The sequence below is a fragment of the Tissierella praeacuta genome (assembly GCF_040396155.1).
GTDB lineage: Bacteria > Bacillota > Clostridia > Tissierellales > Tissierellaceae > Tissierella > Tissierella praeacuta_A.
The window spans coordinates 15,620-28,244 of sequence record NZ_JBEBOY010000042.1 but is presented as its reverse complement, the minus strand read 5'-3'; the positions used below and the strand labels follow the sequence as shown (position 1 = coordinate 28,244).

The following is a 12,625-nucleotide window of genomic DNA, read 5'->3' as shown; positions in this document are numbered from 1 at the left end:
CATCTGCAATTTCTCTAAACTTTGCAAAATCAATTTGTCTAGGATATGCACTGGCACCAGCTACTATCATCTTTGGTTTTTCTCTTAAAGCTATTTCTCTAACTTCATCATAATCTATAGTCTCTGTTTCTTTATTTACTCCATAAGCTATAAAATTATAATAAGTACCTGAGATATTAACTGGGCTACCATGAGTTAGGTGTCCGCCTTGTGATAAGTTCATACCTAATACTTTATCTCCGGGTTTCAATACTGCAAAATAAACTCCCAAATTAGCATTAGAACCAGAATGTGGCTGTACATTAGCATGGTCAGCTCCGAATATTTTTTTCATTCTATCGCGAGCTAAATCCTCAACCTTATCTACTATTTCGCATCCTCCGTAATATCTTTTAGCTGGATATCCCTCTGCATATTTATTTGTTAAATAGCTGCCAGCTGCTTCCATTACTTGTGGAGTTACAAAGTTTTCTGAGGCTATAAGCTCAATATGTTTTTGTTGCCTGTTTAATTCCATTTCAACAATGTCCATCACTTCAGGGTCATACTTATTCAAATTTGAAAAATCCATCTTCTTCTACTCCCCTCATTTTTTATTTTTTAATTATAAGTATATTATGCTATAATATAGTATAATCAATTTCAAAAGTAAAAAACTAATCATTTACATTATATAGAGTTTTTGGTACTTTTACAAGAATATAATTTAAGAGGTGAAAATATGGATAATTCTGAAATTTCCAATAGGAAAGATGTTAAAAAACTATTGGTTCTAGCAACCTTAGCTGGAGATATAATGCTTCGGAGCGGTGCTGAAATTTATCGTGTAGAAGACACAACAGTAAGGATTTGCAAATCAAGAAAGGGTATTAAATATGTAGAGGCTTATATAGTTCCAACTGGAATTTTTTTATCTTTAGAATATAATGGTGAATTGATTTCCTATATTAAAAGGGTCAAAACTATTTCAATAGATTTAAATAAAATTGCTCTAGTAAATGAATTTTCCCGTTCTTTCGTTAATTCCCGAATGTCTATAACTGATGGACTTGAAGAACTAAAAAAAATAAATAAGATAAATAGTTATACAAAATTGACTAAAAGCATTTTTGGATCATTTGCTGCTGCATTTTTTTGTGTTCTACTTGGAGGGTCGGCTTTAGATTTTGTTGCAAGTGCAATTGTAAGTTTTATTGTCGTAGGTATTATAAATTTAATATCAAAATTTGAGCTTACTTTCTTTATAAATAATTTATTTGGTTCTATGCTCGCAGCAGCCCTTTCTCATATTTTAGTTAAAATTGGTATAGGCGGAAATCTTGATAAGGTAATTATCGGTTCTATAATGTGTTTAGTTCCCGGAGTCCCAATTACAAATGCCATTAGGGATACTATGTCTGGAGATTTTTTATCTGGTTTATCTAGAGGTATGGAGGCAGTGTTCTCTGCATTAGCCATAGCACTTGGTGTTGGTATTGTTCTCAATTTTTATGTAAAGGGGGTATTTTAGTTGGACATAATTAAACAATTAATCTTATCTTTTATGTCTACAGTTGGATTTTCCATATTATTTAGTTCTCCAAGGGAAGATCTAGGATATGCCGGTATTGGCGGTTCCATAGGTTGGACCTTATATTATATAACTGCACATTTATTTCATAGTAATATAATAGGCACATTTTTTGGTGCAATAACAGTAGGATTATTAGGTGAACTCTTAGCTAGGTTATGTAAAAAGCCAGCAACCATATATATAACCTCGGGAATAGTTCCCTTAGTTCCTGGTGCTGGCATGTATTATACAATGCTTGCTATAATAGAAAATGATTTTAATCTGGCTGCAAACAAGGGTGTAGAAACTTTTTTTATAGCAGTTACTATAGCCGTAGGAATAATAATTTCCTCAGGTTTCTCTAGATCGATAAAAAGGGTTAAGTTAAAAGATTAGTTCTATTTTGTATATTTAAGCATCACATCAACTAATTTATCCAAGACAGCCTCTTCGCTTTCCCCTTGTAAATAGTCCTTTAAACAATTTTTCATATAATTTTCAAGTATTAATCCACCTACACTATTTAAAGCTGCCCTTGCTGCAGCTACTTGGATTAATATATCTCCACAAAACTTTTCCTCATCAACCATCTTCTGTATTCCCTTTATCTGTCCCTCAACCCTTCTTAGCCTTTTAATAATAGCAGTTTTATCTCCCAACGATTATTCCACCCCTTTATCTAAATAATTCTTATCATTTTTATTATATTCTCTTCTCTTCTTCCAATCTTCTTATCTATACTCTTAACTATAAAATATCCTATAGCCATAAATATTAAACCAACTAGAAAACCAAGGGACTCATAGTTAGATATATTTAGGTTTTTTAAGACTTTCATACCTATTAATATCCCTATAATTAACATAGTAAAAGGAACCATATATACTATCATAGTATATTTTAATATATTTTTAGTTTCTCCTTTTAATTCAACAAGATCTCCTACTTCGGCATTGATAATGTTTGGAAGTACTACGATATGGTTTGGTGCATGACAACTTCCACCGCAGCTTTTACAGTTATCGCCACATGCTGAAATCCTCCTTACTTCCACTTCAACATTATCGCCGGATATCTTCCTTACAAATCCAACTTGTTCCATATATAATATACACCTCCTAAAATGCAATATCTTTTATTACTTCAGATGCTATAATTAATCCAACTACTGAAGGAACAAAACTAATACTACCAGGAACTGCCTTTCTAAGACTGTCATTTTCTAGGTTTACATTTCTTGGAACTTCCTCAGACCACACTACTTTTAGACTTTTAATATCTCTTTTTCGTAGTTCATGTCGCATCACCTTAGCCAAAGGACATACCTTTGTAGAATAGATATCCCCTATTTTAAACATAGTAGGATTTAGTTTATTTCCAGCTCCCATAGAACTAATAATAGGTATCCCTCTTTCTTTACATTCTACAATTAAATCTATTTTAGATGACACCATATCAATAGCATCTATAACATAATCATATTTATGAGAAAGAAGTGTTTCCTTGGTATTTTCATTATATTTTTCTTTAAATATTGTTACATTTAAATCTGGATTTATATTCAAAATTCTGTCTCTCATAACTTCTACCTTTGGCAGTCCTACAGTTTCTCTCGTAGCATGTATTTGTCTATTAATATTGGTTATATCTATTATATCATAATCTATCAACGAAATATTACCTAATCCAGTTCTTGCTAATGCTTCTATAGCAAATGAGCCTACGCCACCGACACCAAATACTGCTACTGTTGACTTAGATAATTTTTCCATCCCTTCTTTACCGAGTAATAACTCCGACCTCATAAATGGACTATTCATTTCATTCTCCTTCCAAACTCTAACTATTCAATACTAAGTTTTACATGAACTTCTTCCAATTGTTTATCTGAAACAACTGTAGGTGCATTTGTCATTAAGCAAGTAGCTGATTGAGTCTTTGGAAAAGCAATAACATCACGAATATTTGATGTATTTGATAAAAGCATTATAAGTCTATCAAATCCATAAGCAATGCCACCATGTGGAGGAGTTCCATATTTAAATGCTTCTATAAGGAACCCAAACTTATCCCAAGCTTCTTCTTCAGTAAATCCTAATGCACTAAACATTTTCTTTTGTAAATCAGAATCATTGATTCTTATACTTCCTCCACCCATTTCATCTCCATTAATAACTATATCATAGGCTTTAGCTCTTACCTTTTCAGGTTGAGATAAAAGTAAATCTATATCTTCATCCATTGGATGTGTAAATGGATGATGCTTAGCTACATATCTATTTTCTTCTTCATCATATTCAAATAATGGAAACTCAGTAATCCAAACTAATTTCATATCATCTGGATCAATTATATTTAATCTTCTTGCTGCTTCATTTCTTAAATTTCCCAAACTATCATATACAACTGAATTCTTATCAGCTACAAAAAGAATTAAGTCACCTTTTTCTCCATTCATTCTTTCTAAAATACTTGTAAATTCCTCTTCACTAAAGAATTTTGCAATAGGAGAAGTAATGCCTTCTTCTGTAATCTTTATCCAAGCTAATCCTTTTGCGCCATAAGTTTTTGCATATTCTTCTAGAGAATTTATATCTTTTCTAGTAAATTTATCTCCATAGCCTTTAACATTTATTCCCCTTACAGAGCCTTGTTTTTCAACTGCTCCACTAAATACTTTGAAACCACAATCTTTAACTAAATCTGAAATGTCTTTTAACTCAAAACCAAACCTTAAATCAGGTTTATCTACTCCATATCGCTCCATAGCCTCAGCATAGGTCATTCTGTCTATAGGTAATTTTATTTCTATTCCTTTTATTTCTTTAAATATTTTATATAAAAGTTTTTCGTTTATTGAAATAATATCCTCTATGTCTACAAAGGACATTTCAATATCTATTTGAGTAAATTCCGGCTGTCTATTAGCTCTTAAATCTTCATCTCTGAAGCATTTAACTATTTGATAATATCTATCCATTCCTGAAACCATAAGAAGCTGTTTCATAAGCTGTGGTGACTGTGGCAATGCATAGAATTCACCAGGATTAACTCTACTAGGAACTAAATAATCTCTAGCGCCTTCAGGTGTTGGTTTTGTCAACATAGGAGTTTCTATTTCCGTGAAATTGTTTTCATATAAGAAGTCTCTAACTACTTTAGCTGTTTTTGCCCTTAATTTTAACTTTTCTTGCATAGATGGCTTTCTTAAATCAAGATATCTATATTTTAATCTCATGGTTTCTGATACATTATCATCATCCTTAATATAAATAGGTGGAGTCTCTGCATCATCTAATATTTTAAGTTCTTCTACTAATACTTCTACTTCTCCAGTTGGTATATCCTTATTTATAGATTGTCTAATTCTTACTTTCCCTCTTATTGCTAATACAAACTCTGATCTAATCTTCTCTGCTTTTTCAAATATCTCACTGGAAACAGTATTATCAAATACTATTTGAGAAATTCCAGTTGTATCTCTTAAATCAATAAATATAAGAGAACCTAAATTTCTTTCTCTTTGTACCCAACCCATCAGCACTACTTCTTGACCATTATGTTCAGGTCTTAATTCCCCACACATAATAGTTCTTCTTAAATTCCCCATCTTTTCTGACATTTATATTACCTCCTCAAAAAATATAAACCTCTCGTCTCTGATATACAGGGACGAGAGGTTATCTCGCGGTACCACCCTAATTAGGTTTTTCCTCACTCAAAAATTTAACGCATTTCTGCGAATTAATCCTTATAGATTATTTACTCCAAGGTGTCTTCATTAAATATTAGTACCGGATTTCCATCACCACCGACTTTCTATAACTAAGAGATCTAACTACTCTTCCTTTTCAATGTATTATATTTATTTTCATTAATTATAGACCATAAAGCAACTGATGTCAAGGAGTATTATTGGATATCTTTCATTACTTTAATATATTTTCTATCCTCAACACTAATATGATTTGCAAGCCATTCAATTATCAAAGCTTTTAAATCATTTAAGTTTTCTTCAGTAACTTGTCCATCTATTGTGTTCTTATATATTTTATAAAGTTGCTCAATAAAATAGTTATGCTGTCTCCTATGCTCAATAAACCCTTCATAGGAATTTTCCATCATCAATATTTCTTCTTCATAAAAATGGTTATTTGCATATCCCATTAAAAATACAAATACCTTATCAACTTCTTTAACATCAGAATTAACTCCTAAGTCAAAGATTTCATTAGCCTTGTCAAATATGCTTTTATGCTGCTTGTCTATAGATTCTATACCTGTCTTTAGATCATCTGTCCACCATAACATAATATTTAACCCCCTTTATATTAACTATTTCCCAATATCCTTTTCTTATCTTCAATTAATTCATCGTTTCTTTTAATATATTCTCTTAAATCTTTAAAATTGGGAACTCTTTCTATTCTATTTTCTTCTGGAAAGAAAATCTTAGATACTGCGCCCATTCCAGCTGCCATTATGGTTTCTTTTTCTTCCATCATAGCTATATTATATATACATTCTTTTGTAGGTTTGCAATACCCTATATTTTCAAAATTTCCTAATATTTGCTTTTGTCTATAAAGATAATAAGGTTTTAAACCCATTTCCTTAGAATACTCTACAGTTTCATTTAACATATCACTTAAAACATTCTGCGGTTGTAATGAATACTGATCCATAGTATCTCTAAACTTCGACCCTCTTTTTACCGAAAGTGTGTGTATAGTTAAATTTTCAGGATTTAGTTTTCTTATTTCTTCTAAAGTGTTTTTTATATATCTAATGTCTTCTCCAGGAAGTCCTACAATCAAATCCATATTCACTACATCAAATCCTATTTCCTTAGCTAGTTTAAAGGTCCTAATAATATCTTCTGATTTATGTTGTCTACCTATTAACTTCAAAGTAGTATCATTCATGGTCTGTGGATTTATACTTATTCTTCCTATGTTATTCTTATTTAACATTCTTAAATAATCCTCAGTAATAGTATCTGGTCTACCTGCTTCTACAGTAAATTCCTTTATATTTTCTTCTCCAAAGTTATTATAAATAGCATGGATCACCTTTTCAAGTTCTAATGGAGGAATGGCTGTTGGAGTACCCCCTCCTATATATACTGTATTTATTTTCTTTGCATTCATTATTTCAGATATGTTCTCAATTTCATATGTTAATTTTGAAATATATTCTTTGATATAGTCTTTGTATCTACCTATAGGTAAAGATGGAAATGAGCAATATAAACATGTAGTAGGACAAAAAGGTATACTAATATATAGGCTATATCTATCTTTATCTAAAGGCTCAATATATTTTCTCTGTTTCTTTCCAATATTTAATATTAACTGAGCTTTATCAAGATATAATTTATATTCCTCTGTCAATACTCTAATTATCTCTTTATCATCTATATTTCTACCCAATAGTTCATGAACAATTTTAACTGGTCTTATTCCAGTTAAAATTCCCCATGGACTTTTAATTTCCTTTAGATAAATCAATGTATTATATAAAGATTTTTTGATTCCAATTCTTATATATTTATCTACGGAATCTCTATATATCTCTATAGAACTAATATCTTCCGTAGACTGTCCAATTAAGTTATTATCAATATATAATTTCGTAGTTATAAATACTTTCTTATCTTCTTCATATAATGAACTGATTATAAGAGTTCCTTCACCTAGATACTCATTTTCTTCATTAATATATACAATTTCTTGTCCTGGAAAAAACACCTTAACTAATTCAGTTAATTCATACTTAGTTTCGTGATTTATTAACAATAATTTTATCACATAATCACCTTATCTCGTTTAGCGTAAAAAAGGATTAGTAACTCTCTCTTTACCTATTGTAGAAGGAGCTCCATGTCCTGGAAATATTTGAATATTATCTGGATAAATCATTAATTTATTCTTTATTGAGCTTATAATTTTATCATAATCCCCACCTAATAAATCTGTCCTGCCTATTGAGCCTGTAAACAAAGTGTCTCCCGTCAAAATATTATCTCCTATTTTTATACATATACCTCCTGGAGTATGGCCAGGTGTATGAATTATCTCAGCCTTATCATTGCCAAATTCTATTATATCTCCATCTTTTAAAAGTCTATCTGGTTCTATTTCTATAGTTCCCATAGCCATCATTGTAGATAGATTTTTATTTCCATCAATTAGCATTTCCCTATCATCTTCATGTACCATAATAGAAACAGATAACTCTTTATTTAATTCTTTTACTCCTGATATATGGTCTGCATGGGCATGGGTAAGAACTATATATTTAATTTTCAGTCCATTTTCTCTTATTGAAGAAAGTATATCATCTACATCTCCACCTGGATCTACAACTATGCCCTCTCTTGTAAGTTCAGAATATACAATATAACAATTAGCTGCATATATACCTGCTGGTATCCTTATTATCTTCAAACCTATACCTCCTAAAATGTTTTTTTGCTATCTAATAATATGGTTACTGGACCATCATTTATAAGACTTACTTTCATGTCTGCACCAAAAATACCTTTTTCTGTTTTTATTCCCTTATCTATGGCTTTATCTATAAACTCTAAATACATTTTTTCTGCAATATCTGGATGTGCAGAATCAGTAAAACTAGGTCTCTTTCCTTTTCTTACATCACCATAAAGGGTAAATTGAGATATGACTAATAATTCTCCTTGAATATCTAATAATGATAAATTCATTTTATCATTATTATCTTGAAATATGCGAAGTCCCAAAGCTTTATCTACTAAATAGTCTAGATCTTTTGGTGTATCACCTTCTCCTATTCCAAGTAATACTAATAGTCCCTTTCCTATTTCCCCAACTACATTGTTATCTACTTTAACTGATGCCTCTGAAACTCTTTGTATAACTGCCCTCATATATATCTCTCCTTAAGCTATAACTCTATATACATCCATTACATTATTTATTCTTTTTATTTTTCTTATTAAATCTCTTAATTCCTCAATATCTTTAATCTCAAGTGTTACATTTATGAACACTATTTTGTCTTTAGATGTTCTTGCATTTAAAGATATTACCCTCAAATCAGAATCCGTTATCTTTTGAGTGATTTCTGCTAATAATCCTGATCTATCCGATGCCTTTATTTGAATTTCTGCAGGATATGATGCCTTCTTCTCCAAATCCCATTCTACTTCAATAAATCTTTCAACATCATCTGACATAGTTATATTTGGACAATCTGTTCTATGAACCGAAACCCCTCTGCCTCTGGTTATATATCCTACTACTTCATCTCCAGGAACTGGATTACAACATTTTGAAAATCTTATTTTAACATTATCAACACCTTTTATTCTAATACCTTGAGTAGGTTTGCTTACTTTATTTGTAATAGGTTGTTGTATTTTACTTTCTACAAAAGCCTTTTCATCTGTTATCTTATAATATTCATTATATTGTACTCTTAATTTTGAGACAACTTGGTTTAATGTTATATTGCCATAACCAATAGCTGCATATAAATCTTCAATGGAATTTACACTAATTTTGGAAGCTATATTTTTAAGCCATTCATCCTTTAAAAACTCTGATGATTTATAGCCTAATCGCTTAACCTCTTTTTCTAATAATTCTTTTCCTCTTATGATGTTAAAATCTTTTTCCTTAGCTTTAAACCATTGTCTAATTTTAGTCTTTGCCTGAGTACTCTTAACTATTTTAATCCAATCTCTACTAGGTCCATTACTGTTAGTGGATGTAATTATTTCAACAATATTTCCATTTTTCAATTTATAATTTAGCGGTACAATTCTTCCATCTACTTTAGCACCAACACATTTATTTCCTACTTCAGTATGAACTCTATAAGCAAAATCAATAGGTGTAGAACCATCTGGAAGATTTATTACATCTCCTTTTGGAGAGAATACAAACACTTCATCTGTAAAGAAATCTATTTTTAATGTTTCCATAAAATCCTTAGGATCATTTAAATCTGATTGCCACTCCAATAATTGTCTTAGCCATGTAAGCTTATCATCAAAATTATCTGATTTTGTACATCCTTCTTTATATTTCCAATGGGCTGCTATCCCATATTCTGCTGTTCTATGCATCTCCCAAGTACGTATTTGAACTTCAAATATTTCTCCTTTCATACCAATTACTGTAGTATGAATAGATTGATACATATTAGGCTTTGGCATGGCTATATAATCTTTAAATCTTCCTGGCAAAGGCTTCCACAGGTTATGAACTATACCTAAGACTTCATAGCAATCTTTAATATTATTTACTATTACCCTTATGGCAGTTAAATCAAAAATCTGCTCAAAAGCCTTTCCTTGATGCACCATCTTTTTATATATACTATAAAAATTCTTTGGTCTTCCACTAATATCATATTCTATTTTAACTTCATCAAGCTTTTTACTCAATGTTTCTATTACATTTTTTACATATGCTTCCCTTTCCTGCCTTCTCTTAGAAACCTTATCAACTAAATCATAATAATTATCAGGGTCAAGATATCTTAAAGATAAATCTTCTAATTCCCATTTTATTTTAGAAATTCCCAATCTATGTGCTAATGGAGCATAAATTTCCAGAGTTTCTAAAGCTTTTTCTTTTCTTTTTTCGTCCCTCATATATTCTAATGTTCTCATATTATGAAGTCTATCAGCTAATTTAACTATAATAACTCTTATATCATTAGCCATAGCTAAAACCATTTTTCTTAAGTTCTCGGCTTGATTTTCTTGTTTAGTTTTATATTGAAGTTTCTTTAATTTTGTTACACCTTCTACTAAATTAGCTATTTCAGTGCTAAATTCTTCTGCAATAGTCTCATAACTTATATTTGTATCTTCTATAACATCATGAAGCAAACCTGCTATTATAGTATCCGTATCCATATTTAAATCTGCTAATATAATAGCAACATTAAATGGATGAACAAAAAACTTTTCACCAGAATTTCTTACCTGTCCCTCATGAGCTAATTGGGCAAAATTATATGCCTTCACTACAAGACCTAAATCTGCTTGTGAATTATACTGTTCTATTTTTAAGAGTAAATTTTCCAACATCTGATTCACCTTCTTCATATATAATGAATGTATCCATAAGTTTGATTATTTATAATTACCCATTATCTAATGCTTATAACAACAGGTTAGAATGCTGTATTCTTTGTCACCCTATAATTTTGAATTATAATTTGTAAATTAGTATTCCCTTTATATTCATTAATTGAAGGATAATATAATATATCAATTTTTATATTATTATTTATCCCTCTATATGCTTTATCAAGCTCATCTTTTCCATAAACATTTTCTATTGCATTTTGGAAACTTTCAATATCTCCAAAAAATACACCCTCCAATGCCTTTTTATTTCCGTTTTCTAGAATTAATTTTAAAACATTTCTATTTACACCTAATATAAAAGCACGATTAACCTTTAAGTTCTTTTCACCAAATATAGGCTTAGTATTCCCTTTTCCAAATGGTTCTAAAAGCTTTATTTCATCAATTAGCTTAAAATTCACGTATTCTAATGGAATTTGCATATCAATATATACTCGAGGAATTAAATCCTCGTCTGTTAATCTTGTATTGTGATTTAAGCTTTTCCGTAATTTAACTATATTTGATTCTTCTAGAGACAACCCTGCCGCCATAGGATGTCCACCAAACCTTGATAATAATTCTTTACATTGTAACAATTCTTCAAACATATTATATGCTTCTATTGATCTGCCGGAACCTTTAACTCCATCTTTTCCTTGTGTCAATACTATTGTAGGTTTATTATATTTGTCTTTAATTCTTCCAGCTATGATTCCCGCTATACTTTCATGTATTTCTGGCTCATATACTACAAACACTTTATCATCTTTTAACTCGGAGGATTCTATAATATTGGTTATTTTCTCTACTCCTTTTTTAGTCATCTCTTTTCTCTCATCATTTAATTCTCGAAGTTCTTTAGCCAAAGCAGTTGCATGGTCTAAATCATGAGATAAAAGTAATTCTAAAGCTTTTAAAGCTGAATCTAATCTCCCTGAGGCATTAATACTTGGTCCAATAATAAATCCAAGATGATATACTCCAATCTCCTTATCCTTGATTCCAGTTTCTTCTATCAAAGCCTTTAGACCAATATTTTGAGTTTTATTTAAAAGTTCCAAGCCCTTTTTCACTATAATTCTATTTTCATCAACTAAATCCACTACATCACAAACTGTTGCAATAGCAAGATATTCAAAGAGACAGTATACATCTTCTAAAGGCAAGTTAAATATAGAATATAATTTTTCTATTAATTTAAAGGCTACAGCTGCCCCACAAAGACCTTTAAATGGATAATTACAGTCTTTTTGTTTTGGATTCATTGTTGCATCTGCATCAGTATGTAAATATTTTTTTTCTCCATTTTCATCTATTAAAAAAGGTATGTCATGATGGTCTGTAACTATTACAGTTAACCCAATCTCCTTTGCAAACTTTATTTGCTCTATTGCTGCTATACCATTGTCACATGTTATTATAGTATCTATTCCATCTTGTTTTGCTTCTTTAATAATTTCAATATTTATACCATAACCATCATCAATTCTATTTGGTATAACATAATCAACATTTCCGCCGCATGCTTTAATACCTTTATATAACAAATAAATTGAAATTACTCCATCTACATCATAATCCCCAACTATTCTTATTTTTCTTTTGTTAATTATCTTATCCCTAACAAGAACTGCTCCTTTTGATAAATCTTTCATAAGGTCGGGGCTATGTAATTTACCTAAATCTGGATATATGAAACTATCTATTAAATTATAGTCAGTTATATCTCTATTTACTAAAAGTTTAGACAAAAATTCAGATATTTTAAAATCCCTTGCAATTTTTTTATAATCAGTTGCTTTATTTTTTATAAACCATTTCTCCAATTACTTCACTCCAATAGAAATAAAATTTAGATACGCTAATTAGTATCTAAATTTTATCATTTTATTACATTTAATTCTAGTTATTATTGCATATTTCTTAGTTTTTGACAAAATTTT

Annotated in this window: 13 protein-coding genes and 1 other annotated feature; of the genes, 2 read left to right on the top strand and 11 right to left on the bottom strand. The window is 30.1% G+C overall.

Annotated features, from left to right (window positions below):
- A partial coding sequence (locus tag ABWP20_RS15590; RefSeq protein WP_503012548.1) for a PLP-dependent aminotransferase family protein occupies positions 1-571 on the bottom strand: 571 nt, incomplete at its 3' end.
- Positions 572-721: 150 nt separating this feature from the next.
- On the opposite strand from ABWP20_RS15590, the gene ABWP20_RS15585 reads away from it, so the two are divergent.
- Together ABWP20_RS15585 and ABWP20_RS15580 are read left to right on the top strand one after the other, a co-directional pair.
- A complete protein-coding gene (locus tag ABWP20_RS15585; protein WP_353097037.1) occupies positions 722-1,510 on the top strand; it encodes a threonine/serine exporter family protein in 789 nt (262 codons plus the stop codon).
- Complete coding sequence (locus ABWP20_RS15580; RefSeq protein WP_353097035.1) at positions 1,511-1,948, top strand: threonine/serine exporter family protein; 438 nt, start codon at positions 1,511-1,513, stop codon at positions 1,946-1,948.
- Between the two features lie 2 nt (positions 1,949-1,950).
- Here ABWP20_RS15580 and ABWP20_RS15575 read toward each other — a convergent pair whose 3' ends face one another.
- The 10 genes from ABWP20_RS15575 to recJ all read right to left on the bottom strand — a co-directional run bounded on the left by ABWP20_RS15575 (position 1,951) and on the right by recJ (position 12,508).
- On the bottom strand, positions 1,951-2,211 hold the full coding sequence (locus tag ABWP20_RS15575; protein WP_353097033.1) for a metal-sensitive transcriptional regulator: 261 nt from the start codon (positions 2,209-2,211) through the stop codon (positions 1,951-1,953).
- A gap of 20 nt (positions 2,212-2,231) precedes the next feature.
- The gene (locus ABWP20_RS15570) at positions 2,232-2,654 is read right to left on the bottom strand and encodes a SoxR reducing system RseC family protein (protein ID WP_353097031.1); all 423 of its coding nucleotides are present in this window, start codon (positions 2,652-2,654) and stop codon (positions 2,232-2,234) included.
- Between the two features lie 16 nt (positions 2,655-2,670).
- Complete coding sequence (locus ABWP20_RS15565) at positions 2,671-3,372, bottom strand: tRNA threonylcarbamoyladenosine dehydratase (RefSeq protein ID WP_353097030.1); 702 nt, start codon at positions 3,370-3,372, stop codon at positions 2,671-2,673.
- 23 nt (positions 3,373-3,395) lie between these two features.
- Positions 3,396-5,174: an aspartate--tRNA ligase gene (gene aspS, locus ABWP20_RS15560; RefSeq protein ID WP_353097029.1), complete on the bottom strand. Its 1,779-nt coding sequence runs from the start codon at positions 5,172-5,174 to the stop codon at positions 3,396-3,398.
- A gap of 43 nt (positions 5,175-5,217) precedes the next feature.
- Positions 5,218-5,416: a binding site (T-box leader), on the bottom strand.
- Between the two features lie 48 nt (positions 5,417-5,464).
- Positions 5,465-5,863 (bottom strand): bacteriohemerythrin, encoded by a 399-nt coding sequence (locus ABWP20_RS15555; RefSeq protein WP_353097027.1) that lies wholly within the window; start codon positions 5,861-5,863, stop codon positions 5,465-5,467.
- 20 nt (positions 5,864-5,883) lie between these two features.
- Complete coding sequence (gene hemZ / locus ABWP20_RS15550; RefSeq protein ID WP_353097026.1) at positions 5,884-7,362, bottom strand: coproporphyrinogen dehydrogenase HemZ; 1,479 nt, start codon at positions 7,360-7,362, stop codon at positions 5,884-5,886.
- A gap of 18 nt (positions 7,363-7,380) precedes the next feature.
- Positions 7,381-8,001, bottom strand: a complete 621-nt coding sequence (locus ABWP20_RS15545) for an MBL fold metallo-hydrolase (protein ID WP_353097025.1) — start codon at positions 7,999-8,001, stop codon at positions 7,381-7,383.
- A gap of 11 nt (positions 8,002-8,012) precedes the next feature.
- Positions 8,013-8,462 (bottom strand): D-aminoacyl-tRNA deacylase, encoded by a 450-nt coding sequence (gene dtd / locus ABWP20_RS15540; RefSeq protein WP_353097024.1) that lies wholly within the window; start codon positions 8,460-8,462, stop codon positions 8,013-8,015.
- 12 nt (positions 8,463-8,474) lie between these two features.
- Entirely contained in the window at positions 8,475-10,637 is a 2,163-nt protein-coding gene (locus ABWP20_RS15535; RefSeq protein WP_353097023.1) for a RelA/SpoT family protein, read from the bottom strand.
- 86 nt (positions 10,638-10,723) lie between these two features.
- Positions 10,724-12,508, bottom strand: a complete 1,785-nt coding sequence (gene recJ / locus ABWP20_RS15530) for a single-stranded-DNA-specific exonuclease RecJ (RefSeq protein ID WP_353097021.1) — start codon at positions 12,506-12,508, stop codon at positions 10,724-10,726.
- Positions 12,509-12,625: the final 117 nt, after the last annotated feature.